Here is a 21285-nt window from a genome sequence, read left to right on the forward strand (position 1 = left end):
CGAACGCACGAGGGCCGCTTCGGGGAACACTCCCCGAAGCGGCCCTCCCGGACTGTCCACTCAGGATGTTTCAGGTGCCCTGGCACGTCGGTGACGGGGGCACGCTTCCTCCTGTCGTGTTGACGACCATGCCGAAGCCGGCCGTGCCGTCGGCCGCGATGCCGCCGTTCCAGTCGGCGTTGCGGACCGTGACCGCCGAGCCGGACTGGCTGAGCGTGCCGTTCCACACGCTGGCGATCGTCTGGCCCGCGGGCGGTGTCCAGCTCACCTGCCAGCTCCGGTACGCCGTCGTGCCGTGGTTCATCACCGTCACGGTGGCCTGGTAGCCGCCGCTCCAGGTGTTGGTGATCTCGACCATCGCCATGCACGAACCCGGCGGCATCGGCGTCGTCGTGGTCGTCGGCGTGGTGGGGGTGGTCGGCGTGGTGGGCGTCGTCGGGGTGGTCGGCGTGGTCGGGGTCGTGGGCGTGGTCGTCGTGCCCGTTCCCGGGTCCTTCACGCCCGTGACCTCGCCGTGCCCGCCGTCGAAGGTGACATCCGAGCAGCCGTAGAACGTTTCCGCGCTGTCCGAGCGCTTCCACACCGAGTAGATGATGTGCCGGCCGGACTTGTTCGACGGCAGTGCGCCGCTCCACTTGTACTGGCCTTCCACCGTGCCCACCTGGCCGGTCACCGGCGGGTGGTCCACCGTCAGGAACGGCTGGTCCTCCAGGGAGTCCCAGGTGAGCGGCTGGTTCGGGTTCCAGCCGTCCTTCGTCACGTACGTGTAGAACCAGCCCGGGTGGGCGGCCCACGCGTTGTACGAGAAATCGAACTGGGCGCCGGCGGTGAGGTGGGTCAGCGGCCAGTTGCCGACCCCGTCGAACCCGGCGTAGTTCGGGTTCCCGCCGGAGCACAGCTTCCCGTCGGGGATGAACCCGCGCGTGCGCCCGGCGCCGTCGGACCGCAGCACGCCGAACCAGTTGTACAGCGAGTTGGCGCCGCTGACCCCCACCGCGGCCGCGCAGGCCGGGTTCTGCGGTTTGATTTCGCCGGTCGAACTGAGCCCGTCCTGCCAGCACAGGAAGGTCCGGCTGCCCGGTTTCATCATGGCGCCGTGCGCCTCGGCCGTGCCGGTGGTCAGCAGGACGGCGGTCAGGCTCGCCAGCAGCACGGTGACGGCGGCGAGAATGGTACTTCGTCTCCTGGTCACGTCAGTCCCTTCATTGGGTTGCGTGCGTCGAAGACTGGGAGCGCTTCCAAGGTCAGGATACGCGGTGGGGGTCACTTCCGGAACAGCCCGCGATGGCCGGGGCGGGGGCCTTGGCCTACGTTTTGCGGGGGCCGCCGAACGCCGGCGGGCCGTGGAGAAAGGCAGAGAGTGGACAGTCCGTCTTCGGTTTCCGCCTGGGTGCGCGCCGAACCCGCCCGGCTGCTCGGTTTCGCCCGCGGCGCGGCGCACCCGGACGGCGGGTTCGCCTGGCTCGACGACACCGGGCGGCCGGTGCTCGACCGGCCCGTCGAGACCTGGATCACCTGCCGGATGACGCACGTCTTCGCGCTCGCCTCCCTGCAGGGCGCGGACACCGGTGAGCTGGTCGCCCACGGCGTCGCGGCGCTGACCGGCCCGCTGCGGGACGCGGAGCACGGCGGCTGGTACGCCTCGACGGCCCTGGCGGAAAAGCGGGCCTACGAGCACGCGTTCGTCGTGCTGGCGGCCGCGAGCGCGGCCGCGGCCGGCGCCGACGGAGCGCGGCCGCTGCTGGCCGAAGCCCTGGAAACCGTCGAACGCCGGTTCTGGGAACCGGACGCCGGGCTGGTTGCCGACGTCTGGGACCGCGGCTGGACGCGCCTGGAGGACTACCGCGGCGCCAACGCCAACATGCACACCGTGGAGGCCCTCCTGGCCGCCGCCGACGTCACCGGCGACGCGGTGTGGACGGCGCGCGCACTGTCCATTGTGGAGCGTCTGATCCACGGTGAAGCCCGCGCGCACGGCTGGCTGCTGCCGGAGCACTACGACCCGGACTGGCGCGTGCGGCTCGAGTTCAACCGCGGCGAACCGGCCCACCCGTTCCGCCCGTTCGGCGCGACCATCGGGCACCTCTTCGAATGGGCGCGGCTGGCCGTCCACCTCGGACGGGCGCTCGGGGACACCGCACCGGCGTGGCTGGTGCCCGACGCGGCCGCGCTGTTCGAGGCCGCCGTCCGGTACGGCTGGGCCGTCGACGGCAGGCCGGGGTTCGTCTACACGACCGACTTCGCCGGGACGCCGGTGGTGCGCACCCGGCTGCACTGGGTGGTGACCGAGGCGATGGCCGCGGCGTGGACGCTGCACCAGGAGACCGGCGACCCGGCGTACCTGGCCCGGTTCGAGGAGTGGTGCGGGCACGCCGAAACCTGCTTCGTCGACCGCGAACGCGGGTCGTGGCACCACGAACTCGACCCGGACAACCGGCCCGCCACGACGGTGTGGGCGGGCAAACCGGACGTCTACCACGCCTACCAGGCGACGCTGCTGCCCGAGCTGCCGCCCGCGGCGTCGTTCGCCGGCGCGCTCCTCGCGCGCGGATAAACTGCACTCGCCGTCCTCTTTCGACAAGGAGCACCATGTCGCCTTACGTCGCGGCCGAAGACCGGTACGCGGAGATGCCGTACCGGCGGGCCGGGCGCAGCGGGCTGAAGCTGCCCGCGGTGTCGCTCGGCCTCTGGCACAACTTCGGGGACGACAAGCCCCTCGACGTCCAGCGGGCAGTGCTGCGCCGGGCGTTCGACCTCGGGGTGACGCACTTCGACCTGGCCAACAACTACGGCCCGCCGCCCGGCTCGGCCGAGGCGAACTTCGGGCGCCACTTCGCCGCCGACTTCCGTCCCCACCGCGACGAGATCCTCGTGTCGTCCAAGGCGGGTTACCTGATGTGGGACGGCCCGTACGGCGAGTGGGGCTCCCGCAAGAACCTCCTGGCGAGCCTCGACCAGAGCCTGGCCCGCACCGGGCTGGACCACTTCGACATCTTCTACTCGCACCGCCCGGACCCGGACACGCCGATCGAGGAGACGATGGGCGCGCTCGACACCGCCGTCCGCTCCGGGAAGGCGCTGTACGCGGGCATCTCGAACTACTCGCCCGAGCAGACCGAAGCCGCGCTCGCCGCGTCGAAGGAGCTGGGGACGCCGCTGCTGATCCACCAGCCGCGGTACTCGATGCTGGACCGCTGGGTCGAGGACGGCCTGCTGGACACCCTCGATGAGCACGGCGTCGGCTCGATCGCGTACTCGCCGCTGAGCCAGGGCCTGCTGACCGACCGCTACCTCGACGGCATCCCGGCCGATTCCCGCGCGGCGGGCGCCAGCCCGTTCCTCACCAGCGACCGGCTGACCGAGGACACCCTGGCGACCATCCGCGCGCTGAACGAGGTCGCCGAGGGCCGCGGGCAGACGCTGGCCCAGCTGGCCATCGCCTGGGTGCTGCGCCGCGGCCGGGTCACCTCCGCGCTGATCGGCGCCAGCAGTGTCGCCCAGCTGGAGAACACCGTCGCGGCCACCGCGAACCTCGAGTTCACCGACGAGGAACTGGCCGGGATCGAGCGGATCCTCGGCCGCTAGCGCCCTGCCGCGGCTGTCGTGAGTGGTAAGGGCGGGTCAGAACCCGCCTTACCACTCACGACCGGCGGTCAGCAGCCGATGCGGGTGGTCCCGACGGCCACGTCGTCGTACCACAGCGTGTCGGCGTCGCCGGCGTAGCTTTCCCAGCCGAGCCGCAGGTCGGTCACCGCCGGGCGCCAGGTCTTGGCGAGCCACTGCTGGTCGATATCCGGGGTCGGGACGCCGTCGACGACGAGCCCGGGCACCTCGGCGGAGTTCAGCCAGGTCCGGAGCCGGCCCGCGGCGCCGTCGACCTCGAACTCGAAGCAGGACCAGGTGCCCGTCGCCAGCGGGACGCTCTGGGCCACCCCCGCCGGGCTCTGCGCGGGCAGGGTCGCGTCGTCGGACTCGCGGTTCCACTGCAGGGCCTGGTTCTGCCCGCCGGCGCGCAGGTCGCGGCCGCCGTCGGCGGTGTCGCGCATGGCCATGAAGGCGACGTGCCCGGTGGGCAGCGGCGTGGTGTGGCGGACCCAGAACCGGCCGAAGAGGTGGTTCGAGCCGACGCCGGTGAGGCTCGTGCCCAGGAACGCGTGGTTGCAGTAGCCACCCTGGCCGGTGACCTTGATCGAACGGCTGCCCGAGTGCGCGACCGAGCTGTCGACGGCGACGGTCCCGGTGCCGGTGCAGTTGGCCGCCCCGACCGTCCAGCGGCCGCCCGGGGTGCTGCCGGTCTGCTGCTCGAAGTCGTCGCAGATGGCGGCGCTCGTGCACCCGGCGGGCGGCGGGCCGGAGGTCGTGGTGGTCGGGGTCGTGCTGGTGGGGGTCGTGCTGGTGGGCGTGGTGGGCGTGGTCGAGGTCGGGGGAGCGGGGTCGCCGCACGAGACGCCGTTGAGCGCGAAGTCCGTGGGGGTGTCGTTCGTTCCGCTGTAGGTGCCCTGGAGGCCGAACGAAACCGAGCCGCCGGCGGGCAGCGCGCCGTTGTAGGACAGGCTCTGCGCGGTGACCGCGGTCCCGGTCTGGCGGACGGTGGCGTTCCAGGCGGACGTCACGGACTGGTTGCCGGCGTAGTGCCAGGTGAGCGTCCAGGACGAGGCCGTGGTGGCGCCGTTGGTCACCGTGATGTCGGCGGTGTACCCGCTCTGCCACTGGTTGACGCGGTAGGCGACCGAGCACGCGGGGGCGGCGGCGGCCGGACCGGCCACGACCACCGCGGTGGTGCCCGCCGCGGCGAGGCAGAGCGCGGCCAGTGCGCCGGCGAACCTGTTCATGGGGGTGGCTCCTCCTCCGGACGCGGACAGGGGCGCCGTGGCCTGCACCACGACGCCCCTGGGTGGTGGCCGCGTTCTGGCGAGGCGACCTGGCATGGGAGCGCTTCCAGCCGCCGGAAAGGTAACCCCGGCGTGTCGCGCTTGTAAAGAGCGACCCGGACGCGGGCCCATCCGGTGGTCCGTTTTCCGCAGCCGGTGCGGCGGGGAACTCGACTGAACACTCCTGAACGGCGGAAGCCGTTGGGGTGCAGGACTTGTCCCGGTCGCACTGTGCCACCGGGACGCGGGCCCGGACGCCGCCGTTGGGGTGGATTCCGGAAATCTGCCGCAAGATCACAAAACCGGTCTCCGAGCGCCAAAAGTGGGAGCGCTCTCAGAACAACGCGCAAGGCCCGGTGACCGGAAAACCTTGTTGCGTCCTCAACTTCTCGGAAAACACACGGTTCCCGCCCTGATCACGAGCTGGGCTGCCCCGGTCACGCTGCGGTACTGTCGTCGGTGGCGCACCCGTACTCCGGAAATCGTTGGATGAACGATGAGTCGACAGGCCAAACCAGGGAGCAAGCCCTACCGCGCGCAACTGCGGGAGCGGCTGACCGCCCTGGGCTTCCCCGAGGAGGAGATCCCGGCCCAGGTGGCGAAGAACCTGATCGTCGAATGCCGGATCCCGCCGCGCACCGCGTGGCGGCTGGCGTCCGAGCTCTCGCTCGACGTCGCAGCGCACCAGTACAACGCCGTCACCGGCGACCCCCGCGCGGGCATGCGCGGCACGCGGATCTGGGAGTACGAGCAGTGGCCGGACCGCGGCGTCCGGCCCACCGTCGCCGCGCTGCGGGTGCTGGCGCGGGTCTACGGCACCGGCTGGAAGTGCCTGCTGGGGCTGCGTGATCTCGAACAGCTGCCGGCCAAGGACCTCGCCGAGTACCACGCCGACACCGAGCCCTCGGTCTGGGCGGCGGCCGAGCCCGAGGTCGCGCCGGCCCGCACCGCCGTCCGCGGCGAAGCCCGGGCGGAGGAGGAGATCGGCGCCGGCGCCCTCGACGACGCCGTCCTGCTCACGAAGACCAACGTGGACGACGTCCAGCTCGACGACCTGTGGTCGGACCTCGACTTCCTCGGCGGCGCCTACACCCGCACCGCGCCCTCCTCGATCCTCGACCAGCTCGCCGTGATCGCGGACCGGACCGCTTCGCTGCTGAAGGGCCGTCAGCGGCCGAAGCAGACCCAGGACCTCCTGCTCATCGGGGCGAAGTCGAGCGCGATGATGGCCTGGATCGCCGGTGACCTGGGCCGGTACCGTCGCTCCCGCGAACTCAACTCGGCCGCCTGGCTCTACACCCAGTACGCCGACGACCTGCTCGCCCGGCGCTGGGTGCGCACGTCACAGGCCCGGGTGGCGTTCTGGGCCGGCAACGGCATCGAGTCCGCCAAGCTCGCCGCCGACGGGCTCAACTACCACGCGGGCGGGCGCCTCACGGACGCCCCGCTCATCCTCGCCGAGGCGCGCGGCTGGTCGTCGGTGCAGGCCGAGCGGCAGGTGCTGGACGCGATCGCCCGCTGGACGGCCATCGAGGACCCGGACCTGGGGGCCGGCGGGGAGGACAGCTTCTTCAACATCACGAAGGACCGGCGGCACTACATGGCGGGCAACTCGCTGCTTTCGGTCGGGCAGGCCTCGGCCGCGCTGCGCGAGTTCGGCACCGCCCGCGAGGCCTTCGAAAAGCTGTCACTGGAGAACCGCTGGGACGCCATGGATCCGATGATCCGGATCGACACCGGCCGCGCGCACCTGCGGCTCGACGACCTCGAAGGCGCCGCCGCCCAGGTCGAACCGCTGCTGGACGCGGGCGTGGGCCGGCAGCCGGACATGGTGCGCGCCATGCTGAAGCTGCTGGCCAGCGAGTTGTCCGGACCACGCTGGCGCTCGGCCACGACGGCCCGCAACCTCGCCGAAGCACTCCTGGACGCCCACGCTTCGGCGCGGCCGTGACGCCGGACCCGGCCCGGACGGAGGCGCCCGAGGTGGCATCGCACGATGTCTCGTGCCCGCGAACCCCGGAGGAGGCCTGGGCGCTCGACGGGCACACCCGGCGGGACGTGGTCGTGGTCGCCGACCGCTTCGCGCAGTTCGCCCGCGAAGACCGGGTGTTCACGCTGTCGGGCCTGCTGGCCCTGCTGGGCTCCGGCGGTCTCGTGGCGCCGGGCTGCCACTGGATCGTCCACTTCGGCCAGGGCATCGACGCGGCCGACGCCGACCTGCTCGAAACCGCGTGCGAGAAGACCGAAGGGTCCGTGCGCCTCGCGGACCCGGCCGCGTTCCGGCAGCCGTCCGAACCGCCCGCCGTCGTCCACAAGAGCCGGCCGGAGAACGTCCTGCTCGCCGGCGTGCACAGCCCGGCACCGGCGCACTGCCGGGCCGAGCTGCGGATCCACCGCGACAACGAGCTGATCCTCGACCACCACACCGGCGAGCACGTGCAGGGCATCGTGATCATCGAGGCGATGCGGCAGATCTGCATCGCGCAGTTCGAGACCGCGATCCGCTCCGGCCTCCCGCCGGCGGCGTACGCCGGGGTGTGGCAGCGGATCGACCTGTCCTTCGAGGACTTCCTGTTCCCGCTCCCGGCCACGGTCGAGTCGCTCATCGTCGAGTCCGACCTCGGCCGCGAGACCAACCTCAAGTTCCGCGCCACGACGTCGGTGCGCCAGCAGGGGCGCACTGTGGCCACCGCCGTCATCGAGTACTCGATGATCGCGCAGGGGCGCGTCGACACCCTCGAACGCCGCAAGGCCGACCAGGCCACCCGGGCCTACCTCGGCTGAAAGCCCACTCCGGAAGGGAAACCACGCCACGATGTCCGACCTGCAGCCGCAGGACCGCTCCGCGTCCTTCGCCCAGGGCCTGAAACTCATCCAGCAGCTCGGCGGGACCGACCGGCCGGCCGTGCTGGACCTGTTCGAGAGCATCGGGGAGGCCGAGTTCGGCGAGCAGTGCGTCGGGTTCATCTACGGCGACGTCTACCACCGGCCCGGCCTGCCGCTGCCGGAGCGGCAGCTGGTCACCGTCGCCGCGCTCACCGCCCTCGGGTACGCGGGTTCGCAGCTGCAGTTCCACGCCAAGGCCGCGCTGAACGTCGGCTGCACCCGCCGCCAGCTGGTCGAGGCCGTGATCCACGTCAGTTCCTTCGCCGGGTTCCCGGCCACGCTCAACGCGCTGACGGCGCTCAAGGCCGCCTTCGACGGCCTGCCCGGCGAGGAGCCGGCACCGTCCGAAGAGGCCGCCGAAGTGCCGTGGGCGGGCATCGAGGACCGCTACGAGCGCGGCCTGGCGGCGATGAAGGCGGTCGACGGCGAGGCGGGGGAGAAGGTCGCCGAGGGACTGCGGGACATCGCCCCCGACCTGGCGACCTACATCGTCGAATTCACCTTCGGCGAGATCTACTCCCGGCCGCACCTGAGCCTGCGCCACCGCGAGATCGTCACGATCGCCGCGTGCGTCGCGCTGGGTACCGCGCTGCCGCAGCTGAAGGTGCACATCCACGGGCTGCTCAACGTCGGCGGCACCCGGCAGGAGATCGTGGAGACCGTGCTGCACCTGGCGTTCTACTGCGGTTTCCCGGCCGCGCTCAACGCCATCGCGGCGGCGCGGGAAGTGTTCGCGCAGCGGTGAGCGGCTTCGAAAAACTGCGGGTGGTCGCACTCGACTGCGACGGCGTGCTCATCGACGACACCTACCTGGCCATGATCGCCCGGTTCGTCACCGAGCACGGCGGGGTCTACGACGCGGCGGCCGAGCGGGACGTCATCGGGCTGCGCGACATCGTCGTCGCCGAGAAGGTCACCCGGCTCTGCGGTCTGGACCAGCCGGCGGAGCAGACGCTGAAGCAGCTGTGGGCCGCGCGGCAGGACTACCTGGCCGAGCACCCGATCCGGGTCGCCGAAGGCGCGCGGGACTGCCTGGAGGCGCTGGCGAAGCTGCCCGTGCGGCTGGTCTGCTACGGCGGCCGGACCCGCGAGCACACCTTCGACCGGTACCTGGGCGACTTCGTGGACCTGCTCGATCCCGACGTGCCCTACGTGAGCATCAACGAGCACCGCCCGGGCGTCGGCCACATCACGCGGACCGTGCTCGGCGCCGGGTTCGACGAGATCGTGTTCGTCGACGACGTCAGCCGCGTGGCCGAGGACGCCCGCGCGCACGGCGCCGGGTTCGTCGGGTTCCCGGCGAGCCCCGCCCACGCGCGCCAGCGGGAGTTCATGGCCTCCCTCGGCGTCCGCCACTTCGCCACGTCGCTCGCCGAACTCACCCCCGAACTTCTGGCGACCGTCGACGGCGAGCTCGCGGCTTCGACACACTGGCCGCGTTGAGGAGTGCCCCCGACCCCTTGGAGCCGCTGTGAAGTTCTTCTCCCTGCCCCGTCCCGGCGCCGGGCTCGTCCTGGGTGAGCGTGACGTGCCCGAACCCGGTCCCGGGCAGGTCCTGGTCCGGCTGCGCGGGTGGGCGGTCAACGCCCGCGACCTGATGATCGTCAAGGGCTTCTACCCGAAGCCGGTGAAGCCGGACGTGATCCCGCTGTCCGACGGCGCCGGCGAAGTCGTCGCGGTGGGGGAGGGGGTGCGGGCCTGGACCGCGGGCGACCGGGTGGCGGCGACGTACTTCCCGGACTGGCTGTCCGGGCCCGGCACGCCGGAGAAGACCGCCGACGACCTGGGCGGCACGCTCGACGGCGTGCTCGCCGAGTACGCCGTCTTCGCCGAGGACGCCCTGGTCGCGGTGCCCGCGCACCTCGACTACGCCGAGGCCGCCACGCTGCCCAGCGCCGGCGTGACGGCGTGGCGGGCGGTCGTCGAGGAAGGCGGGCTGACCCCGGGGCAGAGCGTGCTCACCCTCGGCAGCGGTGGCCTGTCCACGTTCGCCCTGCAGTTCGCCGCGCTCGGCGGCGCCCACGTCGTCTCGACGTCGAGCTCGGACGAGAAGCTCGAGCGGCTGCGCGCGCTCGGCGCCGCCGAAACGCTCAACCACGCGACCACCCCGGAGTGGGGGCCCGCCGTGGCCGGCCTGACCGGCGGCGGCGTCGACCACGTCGTCGACGTGGGCGGCGGCGGCACGATCGGCCAGTCGATGCTCGCCGCGCGGTACGGCGGCCACGTCAGCGTCGCCGGCGTCCTGACCCACGAAGGCGGCGCCGACCCGATCCTGGTGCTGGTCAAGCAGCTGACCCTGCGCGGCCTCACCAACGCCTCCCGCGAGACGTTCCAGGCGATGAACACCGCGATCGAGCGGACCGGCCTCAAGCCGGTGATCGACCGCCGGTTCGGCTTCGACGAGGTGGCCGAGGCGCTCAAGCACCTGGAGTCCCGGACCCACATCGGGAAGATCGTGCTGGAGAGCGCCTGACCCGCCGCTGTCCGCCGGGTAAGTTTTGCCGGCCCGGGTGGGTATTTTCCGCGGCCCGAGGGCGCGTTTCCGCAGCTCAGCGGGGTTGTGGACGGGCGAAAAAGTCCCCTTTGGGCAGGAATGGCGGTCGCTGTCGGCACCAGGAAGAGTGGAGCTCACCGGGGACGTCGCCCGAGCAGGCTGCGGCTGCTCGGGCGGTGGCCTCGCACCTGGGGGCGCGGGGAGGAGGTTTCAACCGCCTGGGGGTGGGTTGAAACCTCCTCCCCGCCTATGCGTTCTGCCGCCGCTCTCGTGAGTGGTAAAGCGGGTTCTAACCCGCCTTACCACTCACGACCAGCCGCGGCAGACCGGTTTACGTGCTCGTGCAGGGTTTGCCGTTGAGCGAGATCGCGCCCGGCCGGGAGTTCACCATCCCCGAACTCCCGGTGAAGCCGAACTCCGCGCTCCCGCCCGCCGGGATGGTCTTGTTCCAGCCCGCGTCCAGCGCCGTCACCGCCGCGCCGGTCTGGGTGACCTGCGCGTTCCACGCCTGCGTCACCCGCTGGCCGTCGGCGTAGGTCCACGTCACCGTCCAGCCCGTCACCGCCGCCGTGCCGGTGTTGCCCAGCTTCACCGAGGCCTGGAAGCCGCCCTGCCACTGGTTGGTGATCGTGTAGGCCGCGGTACAGGACCCGGACGGCACCGGGGTCGTGGTGGTCGTCGGAGTCGTGGTCGTGGTGGGGGTGGTCGTGGTGGTCGGGGTGGTGCTCGTCGGCGGCGGCGTGGTGCCGCCGGATTCGCCGATGATCACGCCCCGGCCGTTCGTGCCCACATACACCCGGCCGTACACCCGCGGGTCCCCGGTCAGCGCCGCCCCGATGTTCCCGTACTGGTGCTGGTCGTCGTTGATCCGCGTCCAGGAAGCCCCGGCGTCGTCCGAGCGGAAGATCCCGCGCACGCCGCCGATCTCGGCGATCGCGTACAACGCCGCATACGTCCGGCCGGGTGCGGCCTTGCCGAACCCGATGTTGTCGGCTTCGGCGACGTTCGCCAGCTTCGTGAAGGACGCTCCGGAGTCGGTGGAGTGCCACAGGCCGTACGCCGTGCCGGAGCCGCCGGCCAGCCAGATGTCCCCGGCCACGCCCGGCATCGCCTTGAAGTGTGCCGAGCCGGTGGACGGCAGGCCGGTGGCCGCGGTCGCGGTGAACGTCGCGCCGCCGTCGGTGCTGAGGTAGAACCTGCCCGCCGCGAACCCGTAGAACCGCTTCGGGTCGACCCGGTCGGACTCGACCACCGCGCCGGCCGGGATGCCCGCCGACGCCGTCCACGACGAGCCGAAGCCGACGGAGTAGCTGACGTTCGCGCCGTCCGGGCTCCAGACGAACCGGCTGCCGTCGGCGGCCGCGGCCACCGTGCCGCCGCTGGCGTTCCCGCCCGGTTCGGCGCCCTGGAACCAGTTCTTCCCGCCGTCGGTGGAGAAGGCGATCCGGTTGTCGTTCGGCCGCGCGGACCGGTCGAGGGTACCCACCCGCACGATCGTGGCCGGGGTCAGCTCGGCGTAGTCGAGGCTGGTGGTCGTGGTGAACACCGGCTGCGTGTACATGGTGGCCGGGACGGCGTCGAGGCTGTCGTGCCGGAACCCGCCGATGTCCCCGAGGCCGGACAGCAGCGGAGCGCCCGACGGCGGGCTGATCAGGTCCAGCACCGCGGTCTCCTCGAGGCCGCCGACGACCGGCTTGATCGTGATCTTCCCGCCGCTGTCCCACTTCGTGAGGTCGGACGTGCCGTAGATGGTCGCCCCGGTGCCGTAGAGCAGGTGGTTCGAGTCGAAGGGGTCGATCTCCACCGACTCGGTCATCCAGCCGAGCTTCGGCGAGGGCACCGGGGGAGCGGCCTGGACGCCGAAGGTCAGCCACGGCACCGCGGAGATGTCCTGGGTGTAGCGCAGGGACCGGTCGGGGTAGCTCGAGAAGTCCCAGATCCGCGTCCAGGTGGCGCCGCCGTCGGTGCTGCGGAAGAAGATCACGTCCGGCCACCAGGACACCTGCGTGGCGACCATCAGCGTGTTCGGGTGCTGCCGGTCGATGGTCAGCCCGCTGTAGCCGAAGTAGTCGTCACTGCTGTCGGAGGGGATCGGGCTGATCCGCGTCCAGGTGCCGGTCTTCGTGGCGTACTTCCAGACGTCGCCCTTCGCGCCGTCGTAGGGCCCGCCGGTGTCGCTGGTCGCGAGGTAGAGGTAGCCGCCGACCGGGTCGAGGACGCCCTTGTGCGCCAGGTACCCGGTGGGCTGGCCGGCCACCCGCGCCCACGTCGTGCCGCCGTCGGTGCTGCGGTAGACGGTGTTCTGCTTGTCCGCGACGCCGACGTAGATCGTCTGCGTGGTGCTGCCGCGGGTCCCGGTCGTCGGGTCGAACGTCACCCAGGTGACGCCCTGGTTGTCGCTGGAGTAGCCGGTCGTGTCGTTCGGATCGGCCACGTAGTTCCCGGCGTTCGGGAAGCTGGTCACCTTCGCCCAGGTGACGCCCGAGTCCGTGCTGCGCCAGAGACCGTTGCCGCTCGGCGCGCCGAGGTAGAGGACGCTGTTGCGGTTCGGGTCGATCGCGAGCCGCTCGCCCATACCGCGGCCGGGCATGTTGCCGCCGAGCTTGAACGGCAGCGCGGCCGCCTGCCAGGTGGCACCGCGGTCGGCCGACCGGAGGATCGCGCCGGTGTTCGGGTCCCAGCTGTTGGTGTACATCCCGGCCGCGACGTAGACGCGGTTCGGGTCGACCGGATCCGTGGCCAGGCTGACGACACCGTTGTGGCCCCAGTCGGTCCAGCCGACCGAGTCCAGCAGCGGGAGCCAGCGGCCGGTGGCGGCGTTCCACCGGTACGCGCCGCCGATGTCGGTGCGGGCGTAGACCAGCCCGGGTTCGGTCTGGTTGAAGACGATGCCGGGGACGAACCCGCCGCCGGCGATCTCCGCGTTGCGCCAGGTGGTGGCCGCGGGGGCGGCCGGGGACGCCGGCGCGCCGGCGACGACCGCGACGGCGGCCGGCAGCAGGACGGCGAGCGCGCTCGCCACCAGTCGTCTCAGTGAACGGGAACGTGGGCTTCGCACGGCGTTGTGCACGTCTGCCTCCACAACTCTGGGAGCGCTTCCAGAGGAAGGTAAGCCAGCGTTCCGAGCGTTGTAAAGCGTTCGATGATTTCGGCATCCCCAACCGTCCACAGTGGATTTCGAGCCGGATTTGTCGGAGTCATGTATGTGAACGGCGATCAGGTTTCTGAATTGTTATCGGATGCCTTCTTGCCCGGCATTTTGCGGCGTGTGAGTGTGGTGGCCGCTGGCTGGACTGGACCTACGAAAGAGGCGACCAGGCAATGACGCAAACCGCCCCGGCGCGGCACATCGGCCGGACCACGTTGTACTTCTTCGGCGCGCTCGGCGGCATCCTCTTCGGCTACGACCTCGGCGTGATTTCCGGGGTGCTCCCGTTCATCGGGAAACTGTGGGCGCTGACCAGCTGGGACAAGGGCGTGATCACCGCCAGCCTGTCGGTCGGCGCCATCGTCGGCGCGCTGTTCTCCAGCCGCACCAACGAAGCACTCGGCCGCCGCCGCACGATCATGGTCGCCGCGGGCATCGTCATCGTCGGCACGCTGGCGGCCAGCTTTTCGCCGACCTTCCTGCTGCTGGTGCTTTCGCGCCTGGTCATCGGGCTGGGGATCGGCCTTTCGTCGTCGACCGTCCCGACGTACCTGTCCGAACTGGCCCCGGCGAAGTGGCGGGGCGCGATGGGCGCGCTCAACCAGATCTTCATCGTGCTGGGCATCCTGATCGCGTTCCTGGTCAGCTACTGGCTCGGGCCGATCTCGGCGTGGCGCTGGATGTTCGCCGGCGCGATCGTGCCCGCGGCGGTGCTGCTCGTCGGGCTGGTGTTCCTGCCGGAAACGCCGCGCTGGCTGGTCAAGAACGGCCAAGAGGACGAGGCCCGGCGGGTCCTGGCGAGCGCGCACGGCAACACCGTGAACCTCGACGAGGAGATCGCCACCATCCACGAGGTCATCCGGCTCGACACCGAGGAGAAGCCGCGGATCCGCGACCTGTTCTCCGGGTTCGTGCGGCCGATGCTCGTGGTGGCCCTGCTGCTCGCGATCGGCCAGCAGTTCAGCGGCGTCAACGCGATCAACGCGTACTTCCCGACGATGCTCATCGGCCTCGGCTTCGCCACGCAGGCCGCGTTGCTGTCCGGCGTGCTGCTGGGCGTCACGAAGTTCCTGTTCACCGCCTGGGTCGTGTTCGTGGTGGACCGCTGGGGCCGCAAACCGCTGCTGCTGATCGGCAACGTCATCATGGTGCTGACGCTGGTGGCGGCCGGGCTGGTGGTGCTGAACGTGCACGACACCGGCACCCGCGGCCTGCTGATGCTGGTGATGATGGTGCTGTACCTGGTGGGCTACGAGCTCGGCTGGGGTGCGGTCGTCTGGGTGATGATGTCCGAGGTGTTCCCGCTGAAGTACCGGGCCACCGGCATGGGGGTCAGCAGCGTGGTCCTGTGGGCGGCGACAGGGATCGTGAGCGCGGTGTTCCCGATCATCTCCGACCCGAAGTCCCTCGGCATCGGCGGCTCGATGTTCCTGTTCGCCGGGGTGAACGTGGTGCTGTTCGTGCTGACCAAGTGGTTGGTCCCGGAGACGAAGGGCCGCACGCTGGAGCAGATCGAACTCGACCTGCGGGCGCGTCAGGGCGTGGTGGCCAAGAGCTGACGCCGGGTTTCGGTGGATCATTCCCCGGGTACCAATGAGCCAGGAAAGTTCAGCACACTGGGGAGTGATGCCGATGTCTCGGTGGCAAAAAGGAATTTCCAAGCCCAAGGCCGTGGTCACGGCGGTCATCTGGGTGGCGATGATCGTCTTGGCGCTGGTCAAGGGCGTCAGTACCATGCCGTTGTGGCTCTGGGTGGCATTGGGGGTCGTGGGCGTGGGAATCACCCTCTGGGCGGGGTTTTCCAAGCGCGGCCGCAATACCTGGTTCCAGAAGACCGGCCCAGGGGGGAACCCCACCTTCTGATGAAGGGTTCAGGGTGGCGCCGGGAGACTCGTCACGCCGGGACATCGGCGAGGGCGAGTTTCCCGGCCAGCCGCCCGATCCACGCCTCGACTTCTTCGGGCGAGCGGTCGGGAAGGCCGAAGATCGTTTCGGTGACGCCCAGGGAATCCAGGTGCGCCAGGCGTTCCGGGTCCGGGCGCTCGCCGAGCGCGCAGATCAGGGGAGCGCCCGAACGGCCTTCGCCGCGCCAGATTTCCTTCAGCTGTGCCACGTGCCCGTCGAGGTCGGTGTCCGCCGGCGTGGTGAGCCAGCCGTCGGCGTGCCGGGCGATCCAGCGGAACGTCTTCTCCGTCGGGCCCGCGCCGAGCAGCACCGGGATGTGCGGCTGAACCGGTTTCGGCCACGCCCAGCTCGGCCCGAAGGAGACGAACTCCCCGTCGTAGGCGGCTTCCTCCTGGGTCCACAGTGCACTCATCGCCTCGAGGTACTCGCGCAGCGCGGTGCGGCGGCGGTTCCCGGGGACGCCGTGGTCGGTCAGCTCGTCGACGTTCCAGCCGAAGCCGGCGCCGAGGGTGACGCGGCCGCCGGAGAGGTGGTCGAGGCTGGCGATCGTCTTGGCGAGGGTGATGGGGTCGCTCTCGACCGGCAGGGCCACCGCCGTGGACAACCGGATGCGCGAAGTGACCGAGGCCGCCGTCGCCAGCGCGACCCACGGGTCGAGCGTCCGGCTGTAGCGGTCGTCGGGCAGTGACGCGTCCCCGGTGCGCGGGTGCGGCGATGCGCGCTTCACCGGGATGTGGGTGTGCTCCGGGACGTAGAAGGTCGAGAACCCCGCGGCTTCCGCGGCGCGTGCCGCGGCCGCCGGGGTGATCCCCCGGTCGCTGGTGAACAGCACGATTCCGTAGTCCACCCGCGGAGCGTATTAGAACGTGTTTCAGTTTTCAAGGTGGGCAGTCCATGAGGTGAGCACGGTCGTCGCCGAGAGGGAGGATCGGAGGCGGAGGTGCAGGGTGGACGCAGTGTTCCATTGTGGACGGTCACGGCCGGTTTCCCAGATCGTGGACACCCGGGCGGGGTGGGATGGCCAGCCGGGTGCCGGATCCACTATCCTCGTCCCCGGGCCGAGAGGCGCTGCAACGGACCGCGGGGTCCGCCACGCTCGACCCGCTCCACCGCATCAAGGGCGCCTCCCGGACGAGGGAGGGCGCCGATGAGTCAAGATCCCACCAGCCGGCTGCGTGAGCTGCTCAGCAGCCGTGTGGCGGTCCTCGACGGTGCCTGGGGCACCATGCTGCAGGGTGCCGGGCTCACCCCGGCCGACTACCGCGGCGACCGCTTCGGCGAGCACACCCACGACGTCACCGGCGACCCGGACCTGCTGAACCTCACCCGCCCGGACGTCATCCTCGACGTCCACCGCCAGTACCTGGCGGCCGGGGCGGACATCACCACGACGAACACCTTCACCGCCACCGGCATCGCCCAGGCCGACTACGGCCTGCAGGCGTACGTCCGCGAAATGAACGTCCGTGGCGCGCAACTGGCCCGCCAGGCCGCCGACGAGGCCGGCGGAAAGTTCGTCGCCGGGTCGATCGGGCCGCTGAACGTCTCCCTCAGCCTGTCGCCCAAGGTTGACGACCCGGCGTACCGGGCGGCCACGTTCGAGCAGGTCAAGGCCACCTACGCCGAGCAGATCGCCGGGCTGGCCGAAGGCGGCGTCGACCTGCTGCTGATCGAGACGATCTTCGACACGCTGAACTGCAAGGCCGCGATCGCCGCCGCCCGCGAGGTGGCCCCGCACCTGCCGCTGTGGATCTCCGTGACGATCGTCGACCTGAGCGGCCGGACGCTGTCGGGGCAGACCGTCGAGGCGTTCTGGAACTCCGTCGAGCACGCGAAACCGCTGATCGTGGGCGTGAACTGCTCGCTGGGCGCCGAGGAGATGCGCCCGCACGTCGAGGAGCTCTCGCGGATCGCCGACGCCTACGTCGCCTGCCACCCCAACGCCGGCCTGCCGAACGCCTTCGGCGGCTACGACCAGACACCCGCGGAGACCGCCGAGCTGGTCGGCGGGTTCGCCCGCAACGGCCTGGTCAACCTGGTCGGCGGCTGCTGCGGCACCACCCCGGCGCACATCGCGAAGATCGCCTCCGCGGCGGAGGGCGTCAGCCCGCGCGAGGTGCCCGCACCGCGCACCCACACGCGCTTCAGCGGGCTCGAGCCGTTCGGCATCGGCGCCGACACCGGCTTCGTGATGATCGGTGAGCGCACCAACGTCACCGGCTCCAAGCGGTTCCGGCGGCTCATCGAATCCGGTGACCAGCAGGGCGCCGTCGACGTCGCGCTGGAGCAGGTCCGCGGCGGGGCCAACCTGCTCGACGTCAACATGGACGCCGACCTGCTCGAATCCGAGCAGGCGATGACGACCTTCCTGAACCTGATCGCCACCGAGCCCGAGGTGGCCCGGATCCCGGTGATGGTCGACAGCTCCAAGTGGAGCGTGCTCGAAGCCGGCCTGCGCTGCCTGCAGGGCAAGGGTGTGGTCAACTCGATCAGCCTGAAGGAGGGCGAGGAGCCGTTCCTCGCCCAGGCGCGCACGATCCGGGACTACGGCGCCGGCGTCGTCGTCATGGCCTTCGACGAGCAGGGCCAGGCCGACACCGCCGACCGCAAGGTCGAGATCTGCGGCCGCGCGTACGACCTGCTGACGCAGCAGGCCGGATTCGCCGGCGAGGACATCATCTTCGACCCCAACGTGCTCGCCGTCGCCACCGGCATCTCCGAGCACAACGGCTACGCGAAGGCGTTCATCGAGGCGCTGCCCCGGATCAAGGAGCGCTGTCCCGGCGCCCGGACCAGCGGCGGCATCTCGAACCTGTCCTTCTCCTTCCGCGGCAACGACGTGGTCCGCGAGGCGATGCACTCGGCGTTCCTGTTCCACGCGGTCAAGGCCGGCCTGGACATGGGCATCGTCAACGCCGGCCAGCTCGCCGTCTACGAAGACATCCCCAAAGATCTCCTCGAACTGGTCGAGGACGTGCTCTTCGACCGCCGCGAAGACGCCACCGACCGCCTCGTCAGCTTCGCCGAGAACGTCAAGGGCAGCGGCACCAAACGCGTCGTGGACCTCTCCTGGCGCGAAGGCACGGTCGGTGAACGCCTGTCCCACGCGCTGGTGCACGGCATCGTCGACTACATCGAGGACGACACCGAAGAGGCGCGGCAGCAGATGGCGCGGCCCCTCGACGTCATCGAGGGCCCGCTGATGGACGGCATGAAGGTCGTCGGCGACCTGTTCGGCTCCGGCAAGATGTTCCTGCCGCAGGTGGTCAAGAGCGCGCGCGTGATGAAGCGGTCCGTCGCCTACCTCGAGCCGTTCATGGAGGCCGAGAAGGAGAAGGCGCGCCAGGAGGGCCGGCTGGCTTCGAGCGGCGGCCAGGGCAAGATCGTGCTGGCCACGGTGAAGGGCGACGTCCACGACATCGGCAAGAACATCGTCGGCGTCGTGCTGGGCTGCAACAACTACGAGGTGATCGACCTCGGCGTGATGGTGCCGGCGGGCAAGATCCTCGACACCGCGGTGACCGAAGGCGCCGACGCCGTCGGGCTGTCCGGGCTGATCACGCCGTCGCTGGACGAGATGGTCGCCGTCGCCACCGAGATGCAGCGGCGCGGGCTGAAGCTGCCGCTGCTCATCGGCGGCGCGACGACGTCCAAGCAGCACACCGCGGTCAAGATCGCCCCGGCCTACGACAACGCGACGGTGCACGTGCTCGACGCGTCGCGCGTGGTCGGCGTCGTGTCCGACCTGCTCGACCCGGACCGCTCGATCGCGCTGACCGAGAAGAACCGGGCCGACCAGGAGGTGCTGCGCGAGCAGCACGCGAGCAAGCAGCGCCGTCCGATGCTCACCCTCGAACAGGCCCGCGCGAACCCCGAGAAGGTGGCGTTCGACGGCCTGCCGACCCCGGCGTTCACCGGCGTCCGGGTGGTCGAGCCGTCCATCACCGAACTGCGCGAGATGGTCGACTGGCAGTTCCTGTTCCTGGCGTGGGAGCTCAAGGGCAAGTACCCGGCCATCCTGGAGCAGCCGGTCGCCCGCGAGCTGTTCGACGACGCGAACACGCTGCTCGACCAGATCATCGCCGACGGCAGTTTCACCGCGAAGGGCGCGTACGCCTTCTGGCCGGCGCACAGCGAAGGCGACGACATCCTGCTCGACGGCGAATTCTCGCACGTCGCGTTCCCGATGCTGCGGCAGCAGACGGCCAAGCCCGAGGGCCGTGCCAACCGCTGCCTGGCCGACTACATCGCCCCGGTCGGCGACCACCTCGGCGGCTTCGCGGTGAGCATCCACGGTGCCGAAGATCTTGCCGCGCGCTACGAGGCCGAGCACGACGACTACCGCGCGATCATGGTCAAGGCCCTGGCCGACCGCCTCGCCGAGGCGTTCGCCGAGCACATCCACCTGCGCGCCCGCCGCGAGTGGTTCGAGCCGGACGCGCAGCCGAAGCTCGAGGACCTGCACGCGGAGCGGTTCCGCGGCATCCGCCCGGCGCTCGGCTACCCGGCCAGCCCCGACCACAGCCAGAAGCGCGAGCTGTTCGAGCTCCTGCAGGCCGGCGAGCTGGGCATGAACCTGACGGAGTCGTTCGCGATGACGCCGGCGGCGAGCGTGTCCGGGCTGATCTTCGCCCACCCGGACTCGAAGTACTTCACCGTCGGACGGCTCGGCCGCGACCAGGTCGAGGACTACGCCCGCCGCAAGGGCGTGGAGGTCGCCGAGGTCGAGCAGTGGCTGCGGCCCAACCTCGCCTACGACCCCGAGGCGTAGTCCGGCAGCTCGATGTCGGTGGCGAACTTGTCGGTCGCCTTCAGCATCAGGCCGAGCAGGAAGCGGGACTTGAACGTCCAGTCCCGCAGCTTGATCCGCGCCCGCGACGGCGGCGCGAGGAACGGGCCCGCGCTGCCGCGCTGCGAGACCTTCGCGTACTTCCGCATCAGCTCCTCGTAGCGGGCGAACGCGATCCGGTGGTCGCCGCCGGCCGCGCGGAGCTCGCCCGCGAGCACGTACGCGCCCACGATCGCCAGGCCGGTGCCGAAGCCGCCGAGGGTGTTGCCGTAAGCGGCGTCGCCGAGCAGCACGACCCGGCCGCGGGAGTAGTGGTCGATCGTGACGCGGCTGAGCGAGTCGAGGTAGAACTCGCCGGCCTGGGGGATCCGGGCCATCAGCTCGGGCACCCGCCAGCCGGCACCCTGGTAGGCGTCGATCAGCAGCTGCCGCTGCTGGGCGGTGTCGGCGCGGTCGTAGTCCAGTTCCGGCGAAGCGAACACGAAGAACGCCGACGCCTTCGGACCGCCGACGGCGGCCATCCGCCCCGGCTCGTTGTACATCTCCGCGCCGCCGCCGCCGAGCTCCTCGCCCAGCTCGGCCAGGGCGTAGTGGTGGCCGAGGTACTGCACGTGGTCGCGTTCCGGGCCGAACACGAGCCGCCGGACGTTCGAGTGGATGCCGTCCGCGCCGACGACGAGGTCGAACCGGCGCGGGGCCGCGTGGGCGAAGGTGACGTCGACGCCGCCGGTGGTCTCGGCCAGGGACGTGATCGTGTCGCCGAAGAGGTACTCGCAGTCCGTGTGCGCGTACAGGACTTCGGCGAGGTCGCCGCGGCGGATCTCGATGTCGCCGCCGGTGAACTCGCCCGGGATCACCGCCTGCGGGCGGCCGGCCGCGTCGACGATCGTCTGGTCCTGCCCGCCCGTCTGCCTGCGCAGGACGTCGTCGAGGATGCCCAGGCGTTCGAGCACGGTCCGGTGGGTGGCGCCCTTGAAGTCGACGGACTGGCCGCCGGGCCGCAGCGCCGGGGCGCGTTCGACGACGGTGACGGTGCAGCCGGCGCGGGTCAGCAGGCCGGCGAGCGCGGGCCCGGCGATGCTCGCGCCCGAGATCAGGACGTTCGGGTTCTCCATGCCGCCGAGCTTCGCCAGGGCCGCTGACCGGCCGCTGGCGAAGCGCTGACGGTGGCCGTCAGCCCGCGGGGGCGCCC

15 protein-coding genes are annotated in these 21285 nt (G+C 71.0%); 10 read left to right on the top strand and 5 right to left on the bottom strand.

Annotated elements, in window-relative coordinates:
* Positions 1–70 precede the first annotated feature (70 nt).
* The gene (locus tag IE317_RS28860) at positions 71–1192 is read right to left on the bottom strand and encodes a lytic polysaccharide monooxygenase (RefSeq protein ID WP_229902972.1); all 1122 of its coding nucleotides are present in this window, start codon (positions 1190–1192) and stop codon (positions 71–73) included.
* A gap of 168 nt (positions 1193–1360) precedes the next feature.
* Between IE317_RS28860 and IE317_RS28865 the strand changes: the two genes are divergently transcribed.
* Positions 1361–2554, top strand: a complete 1194-nt coding sequence (locus IE317_RS28865; protein ID WP_191314496.1) for an AGE family epimerase/isomerase — start codon at positions 1361–1363, stop codon at positions 2552–2554.
* Between the two features lie 35 nt (positions 2555–2589).
* Complete coding sequence (locus IE317_RS28870; RefSeq protein ID WP_191314497.1) at positions 2590–3585, top strand: aldo/keto reductase; 996 nt, start codon at positions 2590–2592, stop codon at positions 3583–3585.
* A gap of 68 nt (positions 3586–3653) precedes the next feature.
* On the opposite strand, the gene IE317_RS28875 is transcribed toward IE317_RS28870, so the two are convergent.
* Positions 3654–4832 (bottom strand): cellulose-binding domain-containing protein, encoded by a 1179-nt coding sequence (locus IE317_RS28875; RefSeq protein WP_191314498.1) that lies wholly within the window; start codon positions 4830–4832, stop codon positions 3654–3656.
* A 535-nt stretch (positions 4833–5367) separates the two neighbouring features.
* On the opposite strand from IE317_RS28875, the gene IE317_RS28880 reads away from it, so the two are divergent.
* From IE317_RS28880 to IE317_RS28900, 5 genes are read left to right on the top strand one after another with little or no spacing between them, the layout of a single operon-like run.
* Complete coding sequence (locus IE317_RS28880) at positions 5368–6822, top strand: hypothetical protein (RefSeq protein ID WP_229902973.1); 1455 nt, start codon at positions 5368–5370, stop codon at positions 6820–6822.
* A gap of 32 nt (positions 6823–6854) precedes the next feature.
* Complete coding sequence (locus tag IE317_RS28885) at positions 6855–7655, top strand: AfsA-related hotdog domain-containing protein (protein WP_191314499.1); 801 nt, start codon at positions 6855–6857, stop codon at positions 7653–7655.
* A gap of 31 nt (positions 7656–7686) precedes the next feature.
* A complete protein-coding gene (locus IE317_RS28890; protein WP_191314500.1) occupies positions 7687–8502 on the top strand; it encodes a carboxymuconolactone decarboxylase family protein in 816 nt (271 codons plus the stop codon).
* Positions 8499–9200: an HAD family hydrolase gene (locus IE317_RS28895; RefSeq protein WP_191314501.1), complete on the top strand. Its 702-nt coding sequence runs from the start codon at positions 8499–8501 to the stop codon at positions 9198–9200. Before IE317_RS28890 ends, IE317_RS28895 begins: the two co-directional genes overlap by 4 nt.
* Positions 9201–9228: 28 nt before the next feature.
* The gene (locus IE317_RS28900) at positions 9229–10230 is read left to right on the top strand and encodes a zinc-dependent alcohol dehydrogenase family protein (RefSeq protein WP_191314502.1); all 1002 of its coding nucleotides are present in this window, start codon (positions 9229–9231) and stop codon (positions 10228–10230) included.
* A gap of 352 nt (positions 10231–10582) precedes the next feature.
* Here IE317_RS28900 and IE317_RS28905 read toward each other — a convergent pair whose 3' ends face one another.
* Positions 10583–13321, bottom strand: a complete 2739-nt coding sequence (locus tag IE317_RS28905; RefSeq protein WP_373309136.1) for a cellulose binding domain-containing protein — start codon at positions 13319–13321, stop codon at positions 10583–10585.
* A gap of 251 nt (positions 13322–13572) precedes the next feature.
* On the opposite strand from IE317_RS28905, the gene IE317_RS28910 reads away from it, so the two are divergent.
* Both IE317_RS28910 and IE317_RS28915 read left to right on the top strand, forming a co-directional pair.
* Positions 13573–14958 (top strand): sugar porter family MFS transporter, encoded by a 1386-nt coding sequence (locus tag IE317_RS28910; RefSeq protein ID WP_191314504.1) that lies wholly within the window; start codon positions 13573–13575, stop codon positions 14956–14958.
* A 34-nt stretch (positions 14959–14992) separates the two neighbouring features.
* Complete coding sequence (locus IE317_RS28915; protein WP_191314505.1) at positions 14993–15262, top strand: hypothetical protein; 270 nt, start codon at positions 14993–14995, stop codon at positions 15260–15262.
* A 31-nt stretch (positions 15263–15293) separates the two neighbouring features.
* On the opposite strand, the gene IE317_RS28920 is transcribed toward IE317_RS28915, so the two are convergent.
* Positions 15294–16151: an LLM class F420-dependent oxidoreductase gene (locus tag IE317_RS28920; protein ID WP_191314506.1), complete on the bottom strand. Its 858-nt coding sequence runs from the start codon at positions 16149–16151 to the stop codon at positions 15294–15296.
* Positions 16152–16451: 300 nt separating this feature from the next.
* On the opposite strand from IE317_RS28920, the gene metH reads away from it, so the two are divergent.
* Entirely contained in the window at positions 16452–20075 is a 3624-nt protein-coding gene (gene metH, locus IE317_RS28925) for a methionine synthase (protein WP_191314507.1), read from the top strand.
* Here metH and IE317_RS28930 read toward each other — a convergent pair.
* On the bottom strand, positions 20057–21208 hold the full coding sequence (locus tag IE317_RS28930) for an FAD-dependent monooxygenase (RefSeq protein ID WP_191314508.1): 1152 nt from the start codon (positions 21206–21208) through the stop codon (positions 20057–20059). The two genes, metH and IE317_RS28930, sit on opposite strands and share 19 nt — an antisense overlap.
* Positions 21209–21285: the final 77 nt, after the last annotated feature.

It is taken from the genome of Amycolatopsis bullii (genome assembly GCF_014654205.1).
GTDB classification, from domain to species: domain Bacteria; phylum Actinomycetota; class Actinomycetes; order Mycobacteriales; family Pseudonocardiaceae; genus Amycolatopsis; species Amycolatopsis plumensis.